19 protein-coding genes and 1 pseudogene are annotated in these 18,537 nt (G+C 72.1%); 8 read left to right on the top strand and 12 right to left on the bottom strand.

Annotated elements, in window-relative coordinates; all coding sequences use genetic code 11:
* The first annotated feature begins 1 nt into the window (after position 1).
* The 5 genes from hisA to ACTJKJ_RS17295 are packed head-to-tail and all read left to right on the top strand — an operon-like array spanning position 2 to position 2,962.
* A complete protein-coding gene (gene hisA / locus ACTJKJ_RS17315; protein WP_147241572.1) occupies positions 2 to 745 on the top strand; it encodes a 1-(5-phosphoribosyl)-5-[(5-phosphoribosylamino)methylideneamino]imidazole-4-carboxamide isomerase in 744 nt (247 codons plus the stop codon).
* A gap of 3 nt (positions 746 to 748) precedes the next feature.
* Positions 749 to 1,519 (top strand): imidazole glycerol phosphate synthase subunit HisF, encoded by a 771-nt coding sequence (gene hisF, locus ACTJKJ_RS17310; protein WP_440821202.1) that lies wholly within the window; start codon positions 749 to 751, stop codon positions 1,517 to 1,519.
* Positions 1,516 to 2,184 carry a 16S rRNA (guanine(966)-N(2))-methyltransferase RsmD gene (gene rsmD / locus ACTJKJ_RS17305; protein WP_440821201.1) on the top strand — a complete coding sequence of 223 codons (669 nt, stop codon included), beginning with the start codon at positions 1,516 to 1,518 and terminating at the stop codon, positions 2,182 to 2,184. The genes hisF and rsmD overlap by 4 nt, the downstream gene beginning before the upstream one ends.
* A gap of 9 nt (positions 2,185 to 2,193) precedes the next feature.
* A complete protein-coding gene (coaD, locus tag ACTJKJ_RS17300; RefSeq protein ID WP_175538158.1) occupies positions 2,194 to 2,703 on the top strand; it encodes a pantetheine-phosphate adenylyltransferase in 510 nt (169 codons plus the stop codon).
* 4 nt (positions 2,704 to 2,707) lie between these two features.
* Entirely contained in the window at positions 2,708 to 2,962 is a 255-nt protein-coding gene (locus ACTJKJ_RS17295) for a YfhL family 4Fe-4S dicluster ferredoxin (RefSeq protein WP_091721249.1), read from the top strand.
* Between the two features lie 25 nt (positions 2,963 to 2,987).
* Here the strand turns inward: ACTJKJ_RS17295 and ACTJKJ_RS17290 are convergent, their stop codons facing one another.
* The 4 genes from ACTJKJ_RS17290 to ACTJKJ_RS17275 all read right to left on the bottom strand — a co-directional run bounded on the left by ACTJKJ_RS17290 (position 2,988) and on the right by ACTJKJ_RS17275 (position 6,593).
* Complete coding sequence (locus ACTJKJ_RS17290; RefSeq protein WP_440821200.1) at positions 2,988 to 3,617, bottom strand: histidine phosphatase family protein; 630 nt, start codon at positions 3,615 to 3,617, stop codon at positions 2,988 to 2,990.
* A 2-nt stretch (positions 3,618 to 3,619) separates the two neighbouring features.
* Positions 3,620 to 4,414 (bottom strand): adenosylcobinamide-GDP ribazoletransferase, encoded by a 795-nt coding sequence (locus ACTJKJ_RS17285; RefSeq protein ID WP_183489506.1) that lies wholly within the window; start codon positions 4,412 to 4,414, stop codon positions 3,620 to 3,622.
* A gap of 58 nt (positions 4,415 to 4,472) precedes the next feature.
* Positions 4,473 to 5,423 carry a DUF3369 domain-containing protein gene (locus ACTJKJ_RS17280; RefSeq protein WP_440821199.1) on the bottom strand — a complete coding sequence of 317 codons (951 nt, stop codon included), beginning with the start codon at positions 5,421 to 5,423 and terminating at the stop codon, positions 4,473 to 4,475.
* Between the two features lie 147 nt (positions 5,424 to 5,570).
* Positions 5,571 to 6,593 carry a sensor domain-containing diguanylate cyclase gene (locus ACTJKJ_RS17275; RefSeq protein ID WP_091721260.1) on the bottom strand — a complete coding sequence of 341 codons (1,023 nt, stop codon included), beginning with the start codon at positions 6,591 to 6,593 and terminating at the stop codon, positions 5,571 to 5,573.
* A gap of 247 nt (positions 6,594 to 6,840) precedes the next feature.
* Here ACTJKJ_RS17275 and ACTJKJ_RS17270 point away from each other — a divergent pair, with 247 nt between their 5' ends.
* The 3 genes from ACTJKJ_RS17270 to ACTJKJ_RS17260 all read left to right on the top strand — a co-directional run bounded on the left by ACTJKJ_RS17270 (position 6,841) and on the right by ACTJKJ_RS17260 (position 10,736).
* Positions 6,841 to 8,181: an MFS transporter gene (locus ACTJKJ_RS17270; protein ID WP_343607557.1), complete on the top strand. Its 1,341-nt coding sequence runs from the start codon at positions 6,841 to 6,843 to the stop codon at positions 8,179 to 8,181.
* Positions 8,182 to 8,331: 150 nt separating this feature from the next.
* Positions 8,332 to 9,249, top strand: a complete 918-nt coding sequence (locus ACTJKJ_RS17265; protein ID WP_147241510.1) for an amino acid ABC transporter substrate-binding protein — start codon at positions 8,332 to 8,334, stop codon at positions 9,247 to 9,249.
* 245 nt (positions 9,250 to 9,494) lie between these two features.
* A complete protein-coding gene (locus tag ACTJKJ_RS17260; protein WP_440821198.1) occupies positions 9,495 to 10,736 on the top strand; it encodes a hypothetical protein in 1,242 nt (413 codons plus the stop codon).
* Positions 10,737 to 10,826: 90 nt separating this feature from the next.
* Here ACTJKJ_RS17260 and ACTJKJ_RS17255 read toward each other — a convergent pair whose 3' ends face one another.
* The 8 genes and pseudogenes from ACTJKJ_RS17255 to cbiB all read right to left on the bottom strand — a co-directional run bounded on the left by ACTJKJ_RS17255 (position 10,827) and on the right by cbiB (position 18,499).
* Positions 10,827 to 12,365, bottom strand: coding sequence for a PepSY-associated TM helix domain-containing protein (locus ACTJKJ_RS17255; protein ID WP_440821197.1), 1,539 nt, complete (start codon positions 12,363 to 12,365; stop codon positions 10,827 to 10,829).
* The gene (locus ACTJKJ_RS17250; RefSeq protein WP_440821196.1) at positions 12,362 to 12,631 is read right to left on the bottom strand and encodes a hypothetical protein; all 270 of its coding nucleotides are present in this window, start codon (positions 12,629 to 12,631) and stop codon (positions 12,362 to 12,364) included. The genes ACTJKJ_RS17255 and ACTJKJ_RS17250 overlap by 4 nt, the downstream gene beginning before the upstream one ends.
* Positions 12,621 to 13,037, bottom strand: coding sequence for a hypothetical protein (locus ACTJKJ_RS17245; RefSeq protein ID WP_440821195.1), 417 nt, complete (start codon positions 13,035 to 13,037; stop codon positions 12,621 to 12,623). Before ACTJKJ_RS17245 ends, ACTJKJ_RS17250 begins: the two co-directional genes overlap by 11 nt.
* A 193-nt stretch (positions 13,038 to 13,230) precedes the next feature.
* On the bottom strand, positions 13,231 to 13,617 hold the full coding sequence (locus ACTJKJ_RS17240; RefSeq protein ID WP_091721282.1) for a nuclear transport factor 2 family protein: 387 nt from the start codon (positions 13,615 to 13,617) through the stop codon (positions 13,231 to 13,233).
* Between the two features lie 60 nt (positions 13,618 to 13,677).
* Positions 13,678 to 14,721 carry a nicotinate-nucleotide--dimethylbenzimidazole phosphoribosyltransferase gene (gene cobT / locus ACTJKJ_RS17235; protein WP_440821194.1) on the bottom strand — a complete coding sequence of 348 codons (1,044 nt, stop codon included), beginning with the start codon at positions 14,719 to 14,721 and terminating at the stop codon, positions 13,678 to 13,680.
* A gap of 174 nt (positions 14,722 to 14,895) precedes the next feature.
* A pseudogene (locus ACTJKJ_RS17230) lies at positions 14,896 to 16,398 on the bottom strand (cobyric acid synthase); the annotation flags it as partial.
* Complete coding sequence (locus ACTJKJ_RS17225; protein ID WP_440821193.1) at positions 16,395 to 17,510, bottom strand: pyridoxal phosphate-dependent aminotransferase; 1,116 nt, start codon at positions 17,508 to 17,510, stop codon at positions 16,395 to 16,397. The gene ACTJKJ_RS17225 and the pseudogene ACTJKJ_RS17230, both read right to left, overlap by 4 nt.
* Positions 17,507 to 18,499 (bottom strand): adenosylcobinamide-phosphate synthase CbiB, encoded by a 993-nt coding sequence (gene cbiB, locus ACTJKJ_RS17220; protein WP_440821192.1) that lies wholly within the window; start codon positions 18,497 to 18,499, stop codon positions 17,507 to 17,509. The genes ACTJKJ_RS17225 and cbiB overlap by 4 nt, the downstream gene beginning before the upstream one ends.
* Between the last annotated feature and the right edge of the window lie 38 nt (positions 18,500 to 18,537).

Here is an 18,537-nt window from a genome sequence, read left to right as displayed (position 1 = left end):
CATGCTGCTGATTCCCGCGATCGACCTGAAAGACGGCAAGTGCGTCCGCCTCAAGCAAGGCGACATGAACGACTCCACGACCTTCGGTGAAGACCCGGCGCAGATGGCGCGACGATGGGTCGACGCCGGCGCGCGTCGCCTGCACCTGGTGGACCTGAACGGCGCCTTCGCCGGCAAGCCGGTCAACGAGGCCGCGATCAAGGCCATCCTGCGCGAGGTCGGCGACGACATCCCGGTGCAGCTGGGCGGCGGCATCCGCGACCTGGACACGATCGAGCGCTACCTGGACGACGGTCTCTCGTACGTGATCATCGGCACCGCGGCGGTGAAGAACCCGGGCTTCCTGAAGGATGCGGCCTCGGCCTTCGGCGGCCACATCATCGTGGGCCTGGACGCCAAGGACGGCAAGGTCGCCACCGACGGCTGGAGCAAGCTGACCGGCCACGAGGTCATCGACCTGGCGAAGAAATTCGAGGATTACGGCATCGAAGGCGTGATCTACACCGACATCGGCCGCGACGGCATGCTCACCGGCATCAACATCGACGCGACGGTGAAGCTGGCGCAGGCGCTGTCCATCCCGGTGATCGCCTCGGGCGGGCTGTCCAACATCGCCGACATCGAGGCGCTGTGCGCGGTCGAGTCCGAAGGCGTGGGCGGCGTGATCTGCGGCCGCGCGATCTACACCGGCGACCTCGACTTCGCCGCGGCGCAGCGTCGCGCCGACGAGCTGAACGGGGGCTGAGCGGTGCTGGCCAAGCGGATCATCCCGTGCCTGGACGTGACCGGCGGTCGCGTCGTGAAGGGTGTCAACTTCGTCGAGCTGCGCGATGCGGGCGATCCGGTCGAGATCGCCGCCCGCTACAACGAGCAGGGCGCGGACGAGCTGACCTTCCTGGACATCACCGCCACCAGCGACGGCCGCGACCTGATCCTGCCCATCATCGAGCGCGTGGCCTCGCAGGTCTTCATCCCGCTGACGGTGGGCGGCGGCGTGCGCTCGGTCGCCGATGTGCGGCGGCTGCTGAACGCCGGCGCGGACAAGGTCAGCTTCAACTCCGCCGCGGTGGCCGATCCCGAGCTGATCCGCGCCGCGTCCGACAAGTACGGCGCGCAGTGCATCGTCGTGGCGATCGACGCCAAGCGGCGCCAGAACGCCGACGGCAGCGTCGGCTGGGACGTGTACACGCATGGCGGCCGCAAGAACACCGGCCTGGACGCGATCGAGTGGGCCACGAAGATGGCCGAGCTCGGCGCGGGCGAGATCCTGCTGACCAGCATGGACCGCGACGGCACCCGCAGCGGTTTCGACCTGGCGCTGACGCGCGCGGTGTCGGACGCGGTGAGCGTGCCGGTGATCGCCTCGGGCGGCGTGGGCTCGTTGCAGGACCTGGCCGACGGCATCACGAAGGGCGGCGCCGATGCCGTGCTGGCCGCGAGCATCTTCCATTACGGCGATCACACCGTCGGCGAGGCCAAGGCGCTGATGGCGTCGCAGGGCATCCCGGTGCGGCAATGAGCGCCGCCAAGGCGACTGCGCCCGACGGCCTGCGCCGCGCCGGCCGTCCCGGTCCCCGCGTGACGGTGGGCGAAGGCGCGGTGAAGCCGCGTCCGCCCAAGGCCGCCGGTCCGGGCGAGGTGCGCATCGTCGGCGGCGTCTGGAAGCGCTCCAAGCTGCCGGTGCCCTTCAGCCCGGGGCTGCGGCCCACGCCCGACCGGGTGCGTGAGACGCTGTTCAATTGGCTGGGCCAGGACCTGGCCGGCTGGCGCGTGCTGGATGCCTTCGCCGGCAGCGGGGCGCTGGGCTTCGAGGCCGCCTCGCGCGGCGCGGCGCAGGTCACGCTGCTGGAGCGCGATGCGACGCTGGCCAGCGCGCTGCGCGCCAACCTGAAGCGGCTGGACAAGGACGGCACCGTGCCGATGGCGATCGAGAACGCCGATGCGCTGGCCTGGATGCGGCGCGCGGCGCCGGAGTCGCTGGACCTGGTGTTCCTGGATCCGCCGTTCGCGCAGGACCTGTTCCTCCCCGCGCTGGCCGCCGCGGTGCCGCTGCTGGCGCAGGGCGGGCTGATCTATCTGGAATCGCCGCATCCGGTGGAAGCGCCCGCGGCGCTGGGCTTGTCCGTGTGGAAGGAAGGGCGGGCCGGAGCGGTGCATTACCGTCTGTTGCGACGCGGCGGATAATCCGCGCCCATGACTTCGCAGACCCTGCTGACCGCCGTCTACCCCGGCACCTTCGACCCGATGACCCTCGGCCACGAGGATCTGGTGCGTCGCGCGAGCCGCCTGTTCGAGCGCCTGGTGCTGGCCGTCGCGGCCGGGCACCACAAGAAGACGATGTTCAGTGTCGAGGAACGGCTGGACATGGCCCGCGCGCTGGTGGCGCCGTATCCGAATGTCGAGGTGGTCGCCTTCAAGGGGCTGCTGCGCGACTTCGTGATGGAGAACGGCGGCAAGGTCGTGGTGCGCGGCCTGCGGGCGGTGTCGGACTTCGAATACGAATTCCAGATGGCCGGCATGAACCGGCAGCTGATGCCCGAGGTGGAAACGGTGTTCCTGACGCCGTCGGACCATTACCAGTTCATCTCCTCGACCTTCGTCCGGGAGATCGCCACGCTGGGCGGCGAAGTCTCCAAGTTCGTCTCGCCGCTGGTGCGCGAACGGCTGGAAGACCGCATCGCCAAGAACCGCATGGAGCAGTAAAGCCATGGCGTTGATGATCACGGATGAATGCATCAATTGCGATGTGTGCGAGCCCGAGTGCCCGAACCACGCGATCTCGATGGGCGAGGAGTACTACCAGATCGATCCGGGCAAGTGCACCGAATGCGTCGGCCACTTCGACGAGCCGCAGTGCGCGACGCTGTGCCCGGTCGCCTGCATCCCGGTCGATCCGGCGCACGTCGAATCGCGCGAGACCCTGATGCAGAAGTACATCCGCCTGACCCAGCAGGCCGCCTGAGGCCCGCGTCGACCGGCCGCGGCGCTCAGAGCGCCCAGCGCTCGCCGTAGGCCGGCGGTCGTGGCCATTGATCGGCACGCGGCAGTGCTCCGGGATGCGCCATGGACCAGCGCCGCGCCAGCATCCAGCCACCATGGCTGACAACCAGCGCACCGCCCGACCAGCCCGACGCGCGAGCCAGCAGCGCGACCAGCGTCTCGCCGCCTGCCGGCGCGTAGCGCGCGAAGTCCGCGACCCAGGCGTCGATCTCCGCCTTCGGGATCCCGGCCCACGGCCGGCCATCCCATTCACCGAAGTCGAGTTCCGCGAGCACCGCATCCACCCGATGCCGCCAGCCCCAGCGCTTCAGCCATCGACCGACGTCGGCACAGCGCCGCAGCGGCGAGGTCCACACCTCATGCGGCAACCGGTGTCGCCGCGCATGGGCCTGGATGCGCCGCGCGAGGCGCTTGGCCCGACGCCGCGCCACGGGCAGGTCGCAGCGCGCGCCGACGCACAGGCCGCTCGCGCCTTCCGGACGGGGATGCCGCCAGACAACGACGGCCCCGTCGGCGCGGGCCTGGGCATGGGAATAGGCATCGGAATAGGCATGGGCTTGCGCCTGCGCACGCGCCTGGACGCCAGCACGGGCGTTGGCGTCGACACCGCCGCCCATCGTCAGTCCACCGGGAACAGCGGCGCCAGCGCCAGGAAGGCCAGCAGCGCGCCCAGCTCCACGACCTGCTGCGTCGCGCCCAGCGTGTCGCCGGTGTAGCCGTGCAGGCGGCGCTCGAGCATCGACTGCATGTAGAAGGTCAGCCCCGCCGCCACCACCACCGCGCCCAGCATCAGCGGCACGTTCTCCGGCGTCAGCCAGGCGCCGACGGCCGTCGCCAGCACCACCAGGCCCAGCGCGATGCCCAGGCCCGGGCCGCTGATCTGCGTCGCCAGCGGCTTGGCCTTGGCGTGGTCGGCATCGCCGGCATAGGGCAGCGCATGCAGCAGCCAGACCGGCGCCGCGCGCGACGCCACATGCGCCCACACGATCGCCAGCGCCGCCAGCGCCGGATCGGTGTCCGCCAGGCCCAGCAGCACCGCCGCCTTCAGGCCCAGCACCAGGATCAGCCCCAGCGCGCCATAGCTGCCGATGCGCGAGTCCTTCATGATGGCCAGCGCCTTCTCCCGCGACACCGCGCCGCCGAGCGCGTCGCAGCTGTCGGCGAGCCCGTCCTCATGGAAACCGCCGGTCAGCCAGACGCTGGCGGCCATCGCCAGCCCCACCGACACCGTGGCCGGGAACAGCTGCATCGCGCCCCACAGCACCAGCGCCGAGCAGCCGCCCACCACCGCGCCGACCAGCGGGAAGTAGCGCGCGCACTGCTGCAGCCAGGCCGGCTCGAAGCCGACCCAGCGCGGCACCGGCACGCGGGTGAAGAACTGCAGGGCGATGAAGAAGAGGCGAAGCTGATGCATGGACACGGAACCGCGGACCCCCGGAATGCCGGGAAAGCGGCCGCGATGATAGGCCGCTTCAGCGCGCCCGATCCCGTGCCAGCAGCCCCTCGTAGGCGATCGCGACGTTGGCGCAGAAGATGTCCAGCATCTCGCGCCCTTCGTCGTCGATGGGATCCGACAGCACCATGTACAGCAGGCTCTCGTTGCCCGAGTGCGTCTGGTAGTAGCCGATGAAGCGCCCGTCCTCGAAGCGGCTCTCGCGCGTGACCAGCGCCTGGTCCAGCGCGTCGCGCACGTCGGGCGGCAGGTCGGTGAGGCGGTTGCCGGCCAGCAGGCCCTGGTACTCGGAGGTGGCGGCCAGCACCTGCAGCCGGCCCTCGGCATGCGAGGCCGCGTACATGCGGCTCGCGCACAGGCCCTGCGCCTGGTAACCCAGCATGTGGCCGACCTGTTCCAGCAGCGCCGAGGCGAAGTGGCGCAGGTTGCTCGAGTCGTGGATCTGCGTGATCGCATCGATCGAGCGCCGCAGCGCCGCGCGCGACTGCGACAGGATCACGATGTCCCGGTAGGAACGCAGCGCCGAGTAGAAGACGGTGATCAGCTTGCGCTTGGTCAGCTCCGTCTTCTCCTTGTAGTCGTTGATGTCGTAGGTCTTGATGACATGCTCTTCGGGCGCCTGGCCCGGCTGTCCGGTGCGCAGCACGATGCGCACCTGCGTGTTGCGCAGCTCCTCGCGGATGAAGCGCGCGACGTCCAGCCCGGCGTGCTCCGACTCCATCACCACGTCCAGCAGGATCAGCGCGATGTCGTGGCGGTCGCGCAGCACCTCGCGCGCCTCGCTGCCGCTGTAGGCATTCAGGAACTGGAGCCGGCGCCCGGCGAACTCGAAGTCCGCCATCACCAGCTGCGTGACCTGGTGCACGGCGGGATCGTCGTCGACGATCATCACCACCCACGGATCGAGCACGCGGGTCCGGCTCTCCTCCCCCGGTTCCGGCAGCTCGTCGGCGAACACCATGTCGGTCATCGGTCCCTCCCTGCGGGCTCTTGATGTGCCGGCATTATCAGCAGCGGCCGCGACAAGGGAATGCGGACATGCACGCGGGCGCGGCGCGCCGCGTGACCGCCCGCACGGTTTCGGCGCTCGACGCGGCGCCCCGCCGCCAGCGCGCGGTCAGCAGGGCGGGTCCAGCGGCACGGGCCCGGTGCGGTCGCGGCCCTGGCGGGTGCGCTTGGCCTCGTACATCCGCATGTCGGCGCACTCCATCAGCGCCGTCGCATCGCGCCAGTCCTCCGGGCAGCGCGAGGCCCCCATGCTGGCGCGCAGCCGCAGCACGCGGTCCAGGTAGGCGAAGGGCCCCTCGACGGCCGTCTGGATGCGGTCCAGCGTGGTCGCCAGCGTCGTGGCCGAGCCCGCGTGGGTCAGCAGCACGGCGAACTCGTCGCCGCCCAGCCGCGCGACCGTGTCCGACTCCCGCGTGGCCATGGCCAGACGGCGGCTGAACTCGATCAGCGCGGCGTCGCCGGCGGCATGGCCGAGGCTGTCGTTGATGAGCTTCAGGCCGTCCATGTCCAGCAGCAGCACGGCGATCGGCGGATCGCCGCGCTCGACCTCCGCGGTCGCGTGCCGCAGCCGGTCCATGAACAGGGAGCGGTTGGCCAGGCCGGTCATGTCGTCATGGGTGGCGCGGTGGAAGAGGTCGTCGCGGCCGTAGCGCGTGGCCCAGTACATCGCGGCGCCCAGCACCTTGGACATCAGCGAGAGCACCTCCACCTCGCGGTTGCCGAAGTTGCGGGTGCGGGCGGAGAAGGCCTTGAGTACGCCCACCGGCGTGCCCTGGTGCGACAGCGGCAGCACGACCATCGAGCGCAGGCCGACGCGGCGGCAGGCCTCGAGGTCGACCCGGCTGTCGGATTCGACGTCCTCGCAGATCAGCGGGATGCCCTGGCGCAGGCAGGTGCCGGAGAGGCTGCCGTCGCGCCGCACCCGCACGCCCAGCTGGTGGGAGGCGGCGCCGGCGACGGCGCGGTAGACCAGGTCCTCGCCCTCGGCCAGTTCGATCGCGGCGCCGTCGGCGTCGACGAGCTCCAGCGTGCCGTGGACCGACAGCGACATCACGCCCGCCAGGTCCAGTCCCAGCTGGGCGACCTGGCTGTGGATCTCGATGATGCGGAGAAGCGCTTCCCGGCTCGGCATCGAACGCCCCGAAGAGAACCGCTCCCTGGCCCTGCCGGCCGCCGCGCGCGCACTGTCGTGCGTCGATGCGCGGCACCACCTTGCCGGCGTGGCGCCAGTCTAGACCTCGTGCCACCGCGATTCATCCCCTGTTTCTGGTGAAAAGGGGGTTGACGTCCGCCGGCCCGCGGCAATCTCCGGATGCCGGCGATGTCTTTACGCCATGTCTTTACGCAGTCGGGACAGGCCGTGCGCAGAATCGCGCCCCATGCCCGACCACCAATCCGCTCCCGCCGGCACACCCGCCGCGACACCTGCCGCGACACCCGCCGCGACATCCACGGCGACATCCGCGGCCCCACCCGCCGCGATGCAGCCCTTCACGCCCTACCAGCGCCTGGCCGCCGGCCTGATGGCGCTGCTGCAATTCGCCGTCGTGCTGGACTTCATGATCATGTCCCCGCTGGGCGTGATGATCATGCCGGCACTGCGGATGAGCGCCGGCGAGTTCGGCACGGCCGTCTCGGCCTACGCCTTCAGCGCCGGCATCGCCGGCCTGCTGACCGCCGGCTTCGCCGACCGCTTCGACCGCAAGCGGCTGCTGCTGTTCTTCTTCGGCGGCTTCCTGCTGGGCACGCTGTGGTGCGGGCTGGCCACCAGCTTCGTGTCGCTGCTGGCGGCGCGCATCGTCACCGGCCTGTTCGGCGGCGTCATCGGCTCCATCGTCATGGCCATCACCGCCGACCTGTTCCCGCCCGCGCAGCGCGGCCGCGTGATGGGCCTGCTGCAGGGCGGCTTCGCGGCCAGCCAGGTGCTGGGGCTGCCGTTCTCGATCTTCCTGGCCTCGCGCTTCGACTGGCATGCGCCGTTCATCGCGATCGTGCTGTTCGGGCTGCTCGCCGCGCTGGTGATCGCGACCCGGCTGCAGCCGGTCAATGCGCACCTCGGCGCAGCCGGCACCGGCCGGCACAGCGCCGGGCGGCACCTGCTGCAGACGGTGCGGGTGTCGCGCCAGCAGCTGGCCTTCGCGCTGACCGCGCTGCTGACGACGGGCGGCTTCATGCTGATGCCCTTCGCCAGCGCCTTCGTGGTGCACAACGTCGGCATCCCGCTGGACCACCTGCCGGTGATCTACCTGGTGACCGGCCTGTGCACGCTGGTGTTCTCGCCGCTGATCGGCCGCATGGCCGACCGCGTCGGCACGATGCCGGTGTTCTACGCCGGCTGCGCGATCACCATCGCCACGGTCGCGGTCTACACCCACCTGGGCCCGTCGCCGCTGTGGCTGCTGATCCTGGTGAACGTGGTGATGTTCGTGGGCATCTTCTCGCGCATGATCCCGGCCCAGGCGACCCTCGCCGGCGTGCCCGCGCCGGAGCAGCGCGGCTCGTTCAACGCGATCAATTCGGCGCTGCAGCAGCTCGCCGGCGGGGTGGCCTCGCTGGTGGCGGGCCACATCGTCCACATCGGGCCGGACGGCCACGTCCAGGACTTCGGCCAGGTGGGCTACGTCGTGATCGGATCGACGCTGGTGGCCGCGCTGCTGATGCGCCAGCTGGTGCGCGGCCAGCCGGCAGGCGGCGCGCCCTTGACGGCGCCTTCACGGTGAGTCCGGTTATCGACCCGTGATTGATTTCACGGAAGGGTTCGGCTTGCGCCTGGGCGGTAGGGAACCGGTGGTCGAGCGGCGGTGGCTGGTGACGCTTCGGTGAGGACGCATCCCTAGAATTCAGGGTTTTCACCGACCCGAACTTCGACCATGTCCTCCGCGATCCGGCGCCTGAGCGGCGTCCTTGTCATGTCCGCCGCCGCGCTGACGTCGCTGTCGGCCAGCGCCGCCGGCTCCACCATCGACACGATGGCCCGCATCAAGGAGACCCGCACGATCACGCTGGGCGTGCGCGAGACGTCCCGTCCGTTCTCCTTCGTCAACGAGCAGAAGCAGGGCCAGGGCTACACCGTCGAGCTGTGCCTGGCGGCCGTCGACGAGATCAAGAAGGAACTCAAGCTGCCCGAGCTGAAGGTCGAGTACGTCGTCGTCTCGGGCGCCGACCGCATCCCCAAGCTGCAGAAGGGCGACATCGACCTGGAGTGCGGCTCCACGACCAACACCAAGGCGCGGCAGGAGCAGGTCGACTTCAGCTACACCGTCTTCGTCGCCGGCATGCGGGTGCTGCTGCCCAACGGCACCCGGGTCGAGACGACCAAGGACCTGGACGGCATGACGATCGCGCTGACCAAGGGCACCACGTCGGAGAAGCTGTTCAACCAGCTGAACAAGTCGGGTGAAGCCAAGATGCAGCTGGTGCAGTACGCCAGCAACGGCGACGCCTTCAAGGCGCTGCGCGAGGGCAAGGCCCGCGCGTTCGCGCAGGACGACGCGCTGCTGCTGGGCCTGACCTCGAAGGAGAAGGCGCAGGACAGCCTGAGCCTGGGCGGCATGGCGTTCTCGGTCGAGCCCTACGGGATCATGATGCGCAAGGGCGACACCCGCCTCGGCTCGATCGTGGACCGCGTGCTGAGCCGCATCTACGCCAGCGGCGAGATCGACCAGCTCTACGCCAAGTGGTTCCAGACCTCGTCGCTGTCGATCCCGATGAACCGCCTGACCCGCGACGGCTTCAAGCGTCCCAACAAGGAAGCCGGCGTGGCGATGCTGCTGGGTTACTCCATCTGATCCGCGAGCGTCGCTCGAGGAACTCCGGCGGGCCTCAGGGCCCGCTTTGCATTTCTGGCACTCCCTAGGGCTGGGGAGAGGCGGACGGACGCATCGCCGTGACACTGCGCGCTCCTCATTGCCGCAGGATCGTCATGCGCCTGGATGCCTTCCGCCGTTGCCTGATGTCGTGGATGCCGCGCATACCGCGAGTGCCGCGGGTTCAGTCGATGCCATCGACGCCACCGCTGTCATTGGTGGGGCTGATGTTCCTCGTGCTCGCCTCGCCCGTCCGCGCGTACGACGCCCCGACCGGCTGGACGATGCGCGTGGTCGATGACGGGCTGCTGCTGCAGCCGGCCGACCTGCCGCCGGGCAAGGTGATGCAGTTGTGGGCGGCGCCGCCGCTGGAGGTCGGGCGCGCCCAGGGCCTGGACGCCTTCGCGCGCATCCGTGAGCCGCTGCGCGGGCTGGGCGCGAGCGGCCAGCCCGCCTGCCGCGCGCCCGAGACGCTGACCGCCGGCATCGTGGTGCAGAGCTGCGTGGTGACGGTGGCGGGCGCCGCCGTCGAGACCCAGGTCTACATGCGCCCGCCGCGCGACGGCAAGGTCGAATGGCTGCGCATCGCGTTCTCGCAGGAGGAGGCGCTGCTGCAGCGCTACGGCGACGGCCTGAAGTCCATCACGGGCAAGTCCAACGAGCTGTGGTCGACGCTGCGCGCGCTGGCCGGCGACGACCGCCGCCGGCGCGAGGAGGCGGAGCGCAGCGCCACGCTGGAACGCCGCGCCGCCGCCGAGCGCGCGATCCGGGCCGCGCCGGGCAAGGGCGTCGCGGACAAGGACATCGCCTTCCTGCTCTGGACCTGGTACCAGCCCAGTGGCGAGAGCCTGGTCGAGCACGTGCACCTGCTGCTCAAGGACGGCAGCGGCTACCAGCGGCTGGACCTGCCGCCCGACGAGCTCGACATGGCCGGCGCGCGCCGCTTCCAGCCCGAGCGCGTCATCCAATGGCGCCGCCAGGGCAGCGAGTGGCAGATCCGCGACCACGACGACAAGGACTGGCGCACCGTGCAGGGCCGGCCGGCGCAGCCCGCCGAGGCGGGGCAGCGGGTGGACGGCACCTTCACCCACTCGTGGTACTCGATCCTGGGCGGCAGCAGCTCGCAGAACCGCTTCCACTTCCATGGCGACGGCCAGTTCGAGCAGAGCGGCCGCGCGGTGTTCGGCACCGGCTCGATGGCCGCCGCGGCCGGCGTGACCGGCATGGCGACGACGTCCTACTCGCGCGGCGGCAGCACGGGGACCTCATCGGTGAGCGCCGTCGGCGCCGGCGCCGGCGGCGGGACGACGCAGCGCCGCAACGGGGCCGATTTCACCGGACGCTACCGGCTCGAGCGCTGGGCGATGGTCGTCGAGCGCGACAACGGCGAGCAGCAGCGCGTGCTGTTCGCCTTCAGCGGCCCGGAGCGGCGGTCGGTGTTCATCAAGGACACGGGCTACTCGAAGTAGCCCGGTCGTCGGCTGCCCGAGCCGGCCCCGGCCCCGGCCCGGCCCTCACGCCGATGCCGATGCCGGCCGCGCGCTCAGATGCTCATGCGCTCATGCGCCGAGCGCCCACACGCTGTGCGGCGCGCCGTTGCGGGCGCGATGCCGCGTCGCGCGGGCCAGCAGGAGCAGCAGCGCGGCGCCGAGCAGCGCCGTCAGGTCGACGGTCCACAGCAGCAGATCGCCGTGCAGCAGGCGCGGGCCGAGCATCGCGGCATCCGCCAGCGCGATGCAGCCGGTGAGCGCGGCCGCGGCGACGCACAGCTCGAAGGCTGCCTTCGGCAGCGGGCGAACCAGCGCCCAGAGCACGCACAGGGCCAGCACCGCGAAGTAGACCGGCTGCACCGCGTCGGCGAAACGGTCCGGCCCCAGCACCCGGGTGCCGACGAACAGCGCCGAGATGCCCGCGATGCAGCCCAGCGCCACGCCCAGCGTCAGCCGCGCCATCACGCTGGCGCGGCGCGGCTGGGCCGCCTGCTGGTGCTTGCGGCGCGATTCGACCCACAGCAGGTTGCCGCTGTAGAAGAGGAAGGCGCCGGCGAGCGCCAGCACGAAGTACACCCAGCGCAGCGCCAGTCCGCCGAAGTCGCCGTAATGCAGGGTCTGCAAGCCGCGCAGCAGGGCGGTGCCGCTGCCGTAGCTCGTGGGCCGCTGGACCGGATGCAGCAGCGCGCCAGTAGTGCCGGACAGCTCCACGCGCGTGGCCCCGCTGAGGTGGCGTTCGTGCACGACGCCGTCGGCTTCCACCTGCGCGGCGGCGTCGCCGTGATGGCGGATGTGCAGGCGTTCGACTTCCAGTCCGGGCGCCGCCCGGGTGGCCGCGGCGACCAGTTGCTCCACGTTCAGCGGCGATGCCGGCGTGCCGCTGGCCTGGACCGGCCGCGAGAAGCCGGCCTGCGGGCCGATCAGCGCCAGCAGCTTGCCCTCGAAGACCAGGAACTGGAACGGCGCCAGCAGCAGCGTGCCGATGCACAGCACCGCGCCGCTCCAGGCGAAGACGATGTGGAAAGGCAGGGAGAGCAGCCCGACGGCGTTGTGCGCGTCCTGCCAGAGCCGCTTCAGGTTGCGGCCCCAGCGCAGCGCGAAGAGATCGCGCGCCAGCACCGGCAGGTAGATCACCAGCCCGCTGACCAGCGCCAGGCCGTAGAGCAGCGACACCACGCCCATCGTGTAGGTGCCCCAGGCGCCGGGAATGCCGACGGTGTAGTGCAGGCGGTAGATGAACTCGCCGAGCTCGCCGCGCTCCCGCTGCTCGCGGGGCTGGCCGTCGGCGCCGAGCTCGAACGATCGCCAGGTCTTCGTCGCGGGATCCTGGCCGTAGGCGCGCAGGCCGTGGCCGTCGTGGGGCAGCTGCAGGCGGATGTCGGCGGCCATCTTCGGCGCCTGCGCGAGCACGCCGTCCAGCAGCCGCTGCGCGTCGGCCAGCGTGGGCGGCGGTCCGGCCGGCGGCTCGGCGGCGGCGGACCATTCCTCGATCTCGTGATGGAACAGCGTCAGCGCGCCGGCGTAGAAGGCGATGAACAGCAGCAGGCCGGCGGCGATGCCGATGCCGCTGTGCACCGAGAGCCAGGTCTTGAGGGTCTTGGCGTTCATGCGATGCGCACCCAGCCGATGAACTTGAGTCCGTGGATCGCCGCGAAGCACAGCGCGGTGATCGCGGTCATGACGATCCAGGCGCGCGTCGCGCTGCGCAGCTGGAAGGGCAGGGCCAGCGCGCCGACCCAGACCGGGCAGGCGCAGACCAGCAGCACCAGGGTGTGGTCGCGCAGCGGGCCGGGCCACAGCAGCGCGGCCAGGCCCACCACGCCGACGGTCAGCGGCAGGCCGAGCAGGCCCGCGGCGAGGGATCTAGCCCACATCGCTGCCTCCCTGGACGTGGACGCGCCACGCGTTGACGAAAGGCAGGGCGACCGCGCCCAGCATCGCGGCGCTGAGCGCGACCGAGAACGCGGCGGTGACGCCGAGCGCGGGGACGGCCAGCAGCGTGGCGACCACGAGCAGCGCGAGCGCGGCGCAGCGCCAGCGGCGCGGCCGCGCGCTGCGGGGCCAGAGCCGCTGATGGCTGCTGGCGCGGTAGAGCGCGATCGCGGCGGCCAGGCCGACGACCGAGGCCAGCACGGCGGCCGCACCCGGCGCGGCGAGCAGGGAATGAGGGGGGGAAAGGGGATCGGCGAGCGCGGTGTCGGCGGCGGCCCACGCGGACGTGCCGGCGAACAGGCTCAGCGCCAGCGCCCGCGAGGGGCGCGCCAGGGGCGGTCGGGACATGAGGAGCGGTCCTTGTGACAGGCGACGGCTGGCTCACTCATGTTGGCTGGCGGGGCTGGCGATTATTCCATCGCGTCGGGGGAGGTCCGCAATCTCCCTGCGGCCGGCGTGTCGCGCGCGGAAGTTGGCGTCGTCACGAGCCTTCGGGCTTTGCCGCCTCGGGGTCTCGCGGCCTCGCGGCCAAGTGGCGCCCTTACCAGGGCTGCGCCGCCGGCGTGCCCTGGTGGTAGCGCATCTGCCAGCCGTCGGCGGTCTTCAGCCACAGCGAGGACCGCAGCGTGTGGTGGACCAGCGTCCCGTCCTCCTGGCGATGCGCCGAGCGGTAGGTCAGCAGCGCCGCTTCCGGCGAGATCGGCGCGAGGCGGAAGTCGTCCGGCACGACCTTGGGCGGCTCATGGTCGTCGGCCAGCCACGCGATGATCGTCGGCCGGTCGTACTGGCGACCGGAGCGGCCGACCTCGTGGAAGTCGGGATGCAGCAGCTGGGAGAGCCGCTCGGCGCTGCAGCGCACGCCGGGGTGGTGCAGCTCGACCTCCAGCGCGCGGAGGGTGTCGAGCAGGGAGCGGTCGGTATCGGGCATGGGCGTCGGGCGGGATGCGGAGAGGCGAGGATACCGGCCGCGGCGCTCATGCCCTGTCACTCACGCCCTGTCACTCACCCCCGCCGAGTCGAAGCTCGCCATCTCGCCGAGCAGGCGGCAGGCCGACGCCAGCAGCGGCCAGGCCAGCGCCGCGCCGGAGCCCTCGCCCAGGCGCAGGCCCAGGTCCAGCAGCGGCTCGGCCTGCAGCGTGTCCAGCATCAGCCGATGGCCCTGCTCGTTGGAGCGGTGCGCGAAGACGCAGCGCTCCAGCACCGCCGGCTGCAGCGCCGAGGCCACCAGCACCGCCGCGCCGGTGATGAAGCCGTCCACCACGATCACGCGGCGCTCCTGCGCCGCCTGCAGCACCGCGCCGACCATCATCGCGATCTCCAGGCCGCCCAGCGCGGCCAGCGCCGTCAGCGGCTCGGTCGCGCGCGGATGCTTGTCCAGGGCGCGCGTCAGCACCTCCATCTTGTGGCGTAGCTGCGAGTCGTCCAGGCCCGTGCCGCGACCGACGCAGGCCGCCAGCGCATGCCCGCCCAGCCGCGACAGCAGCAGCGCCGCCGACGAGGTGTTGCCGATGCCCATCTCGCCCAGCAGCAGCACATTGCCTGGGCGCTTCTGCAGCAGCGTCTTGCCCGCCGCGATCGCGGTGGCGCATTCGTCCGTCGTCATCGCCGGGCCGTCCAGCATGTCGCGGCTGCCCATGCCGATCTTCGCGATCAGCAGGCCCGGCCGGGGCTCGAAGACATGGCGCACGCCGGCGTCAACGATGCTCAGCTGCAGCCCGTGCTGGCGCGCCAGCACCGACACCGCCGCGCCGCCCGCCAGGAAGTTCTCCACCATCTGCCAGGTCACGTCCGGCGGATAGGCCGAGATGCCGTGCGCCGCCAACCCGTGGTCGGCCGCGAAGACCATCAGCTGCGGATCGACCAGCCGCGGCTGCTCGGTGCCCAGGATCAGGCCCAGGCGCAGCATCAGCGCCTCCAGCCGGCCCAGCGAGCCCAGCGGCTTGGTCTTGCGGTCGATGCGGTGGCGCAGCGCCGCGGCCAGCGCGTCGTCGTGCAGCGAAGGGATCGTGGGAATCAGGTCTTGCGTGGTCATGCGGACTTCTTGTGACGTCAAGGAAGAGGGGCGCGTCGCTCAGCGTGAAGCCGCGGGCGGCGGCGTCGACGGGAGCGACGAGGGCGACGAGTCGGGCAGCGTGGACGAGGACGGCGACGATGACGCCGCCGGCGTCGATGTGCGCGGGGGTGGCGACGCGGACGATGGCGTCGGCGACAGCAGCCCCGCCAGCGCGCCGGGTTCGAAGTGGCGATCGACGTAGTCGGCCAGCTCGTCGAAGACGCGGTCGAGCGGGCGGACCGGCCGGTCGAACAGCGCGGCCAGGACCCGCTCGTCCTCGAAGAGGCCGTGCAGGTAATGGCCGAGCACCGGCCCGTGCTGCCAGCCGACCGGTTCGCCGAGCTCGTCGAACAGCACCGGCCGCGCCTCGGGCAGGGCCGGGTGTTGCGCGGTGCGGCCGTGATGGATCTCGTAGCCGCGCGCCGGCTGTCCGCCGAGCGCCGACCACGGCGCCGCCAACTCGGGCGCGAAGCGGCAACTGCTCTCGCGCAGCAGCTTGTCGCGCTCGAACAGCGTCACCAGCGGCAGCAGCCCCAGGCCCGGCGCGTTGCCGTCCAGGCCATGCGGGTCGACCAGCGCCTCGCCCAGCATCTGCAGGCCGCCGCAGATGCCCAGCACCGGCCGGCCGGCCGCCGCGTGCGCCGCGATCGCCACGTCCAGCCGCTGCGCGCGCAGCCAGGCCAGGTCCGCCGCCACCGCCTTCGAGCCCGGCAGCACGATCCAGTCCACGCCGTCGAGCTCTGCCGGCGAGCGGGCCCAGCTCAGCCGCACGTCGGCGAGGTTGCGCAGCGGCTGGAACTCGTCCAGGTTGGACAGGCGCGGATAAGCGACCACCGCGATGCGCAGCGCGCGGCCGCCGCCAGTGCCGCCGGTGGCGCGGTCGTCGAAGACGCCGTCCTCCTCCGGCAGCCCGTGGCCGCGCCACATCGGCAGCGTCGCGAGCGTCGGCACGCCGGTCAGCTGCGCCAGCATCTCCGGTCCCGGCGACAGCAGCGAGGCATCGCCGCGGAAGCGGTTCAGCACGAAGCCGCGGATCAGCGCCCGCTCCTCGGCCGGCAGCAGCTGGTGCGTGCCGTACAGGTGCGCGAAGGCGCCGCCGCGGTCGATGTCGGTCACCAGCAGGCAGGCCGCGCCGGCCTCGCGGGCGGTGCGCATGTTGACGTAGTCGCTGCTGTGCAGGTTGATCTCGGCGGGCGAGCCGGCGCCTTCGATGACGACCACGTCGTTCTCGTCCAGCAGCGCGTGCAACGCGCCGCGCGCGCGGAGCCAGAGCGCCTCGCTGCGCTCGCGCCAGGGCGCGCGGCTCAGCGCCTCGTCGACCTCCCCCAGCACCACCACCTGCGAGGCCGTGTCCTTCTCCGGCTTGAGCAGCACCGGATTCATGCGCACCTCCGGCCGCGCGCGGGCGGCCAGCGCCTGGAAGTACTGCGCGGCGCCGATCTCGCCCTGCCGGCCGCCGAGGCCGGGCACGACGCGCGCGTTGTTGCTCATGTTCTGCGCCTTGTACGGCGCGACGCGCAGCCCCTGGCGCGCATACCAGCGGCACAGCGCGGTGGTGAGGAAGCTCTTGCCGGCGCCGCTGGTGGTGCCCAGCACCATCACCGCGCGGCCGCGGCCGGTGGTCGCGCGGGGGCGATCGTTGTCGCTGCTGCTCATTGCGAGGTCTCCACCGGCACGGTCGTGTCGAACGCGCCGTGCACCGAGGGCGCCGCGGGCCGCGCCCGATGTCCGCCGAAGGTCTGCATCGCCGCCGCCAGCGCGTCGACGGCCTCCGGCGCCTGCACCGACACCCGCACCAGGCCCGGCAGGCCGAAGGAGCTGGCGTCGCGGAGCTTGATCCCCAGCGCCCGCAGGCCTTCGAGCAGCGGCTCCGGCGTCGCAAGCCAGGGCGCCGGCAGCGCCGCGAGCCAGAAGTTGGCGACGCCGCCGTCGATCTGGTCGAAGCCCAGCGCCGCCATCCGGTCCCACTGCGCGGCGCGCCACTCGCGCAGCAGCGGCAGCGAGGCCTCGAGCTCGTCGCGGATCGCCGGCGTGGTCCAGGCCTCGAGCAGCGCCTGGCCTTCGGCCGACAGCACCCAGCTGGGCGCCAGCTCCGCGACGCGGTCGACCCAGAGGCCGTCGCGCGGCCCGAGCAGGTAGGCGCCGCGCACGCCGGTCATGCCCAGCGCCTTGTTGGGACAGACCAGGCGCCAGGCGCCGTCGGCGATGGCCTGCGGCAGGGCGCAGCCGTCCCCCAGGCGCAGCGCGCCGTAGGCTTGGTCGACGACGAGTTGCGAGCCGCTGTGGCCGAGCGCGAGCGCGACCGCGGTCCATTCGGCCGCGCCGAAGCTGGCGCCGGTGGGGTTGTTGGGATCGCAGACCCAGACCAGCGACGGCAGGGTCAGCGTGTCGGCAAGCTGGAAGGCGTCCTCGTAGCCGCACACCTGCAGGCCCAGCGCGTGCGCGGCGGCGGCGTAGTCGCCGAAGCCGGGCTGCGGCACGCACACGCGGGTCACGCCGGACAGCATCGCGGCCAGCGTCAGGCGGCGGATCGCTTCCGAGCCGCCGGAGGCCGGCAGCACGCGGTCGGCGTCGACGCCGTGCCAGTCGCCCAGGCGCGCGCGTAGCGCCGTGTAGGCGGGATCGGGATAACGCAGCCGGTCCGCGCGCAGCACCACGTCGAGCGCGGCCGGCGGCGGGCCGAGCGGATGGGCGTTGGTGGAGAAATCGTGGCGCACGGGCGGGCCGGCGTCGGTGCCGCCGTGCAGCGGCAGGGGGAAGCGGCTCATCGCGGGCCTCCGAGGATCAGGACCAGGCCGAGGCCCGGCGCGAACGCGCCGCGCAGCGCCGCGGCGCCGAGCGCCAGCAGCGCCGCCAGGCCCAGCAGCGCGCCGGCCGCGAGGCGCTGGGCGGCGCCGATGTCGCCGGCGACCACCGGCGTGCCGGACGGGTTCAGGGTGTAGTGGCCGGGTTTGCTCAGCAGCCGGTCGAGCCGCAAGGCCATCGCGCCCATGGGCCAGCCGCCGTTGGGCGAGGGCGTGCGGGCGGCTTCGCGCCGCAGGGACGCGAGCAGCGCCGGCCGCAGCGCGATGAGGGCCAGGCCGGTCAGCCGCGCGGGGATCCAGGACAGCAGGTCGTCGGCGCGCGCGGCCCATTTGCCGGCCCATTCCCAGCGACCGCGATAACCCCACATCGCATCGGCGGTGTTGGCGAAGCGGTAGGCGGCCGCGCCGGGCAGTCCAGCGACCATGAACCAGAACAGCGGCGCCACGACCGAATCGTTGAGGTTCTCGGCCAGCGTCTCGATGGCGGTCTCGCGCACCTGCACCGGCGAGAGCGCACGCGTGTCGCGGCTGACGAGGCGGGACAGACGGGTGCGGCCGTCGTCGAGCGAGCGCGCCAGCGCGGTCTCGACGGCGCCGACTTCGTCGCGCAGCATGCGCCAGGCCAGCATCGGCTTGAGCGCGAGTCCCAGCAGCAGCGCCGCGGCGCCCAGGCGCCAGCCGCCGAGCCACGGTTCCAGGCCCGCGATGATGGTGTGCTCGATGGCCCAGGCGGTGAGGGCGGCGAGGACGAGGCCGATCGTCCAGGCGAGCGCGCCGCCGAGGAAGGCGGCCTTGGGCGACATCGCGCACAGCCGGTCGCCGAAGAGCGCCAGGAAGCGGCCCATGCCGACCACGGGATGCACGGCGGCCGGTGGCTCGCCGAACCAGCGGTCGACCAGCAGGGCGATCGGGATCGCGAGAGCGAGCAGCCAGGGCATGGGAAGCGTGGACATCTTGGCGCGGGCGGGCGAAATCAGGCGCGCAGCTTAGC

It is taken from the genome of Roseateles sp. 22389 (assembly GCF_052044995.1).
Classification (GTDB): Bacteria; Pseudomonadota; Gammaproteobacteria; order Burkholderiales; family Burkholderiaceae_C; genus Roseateles.
This window is presented reverse-complemented; position numbering and strand designations above follow the sequence as displayed.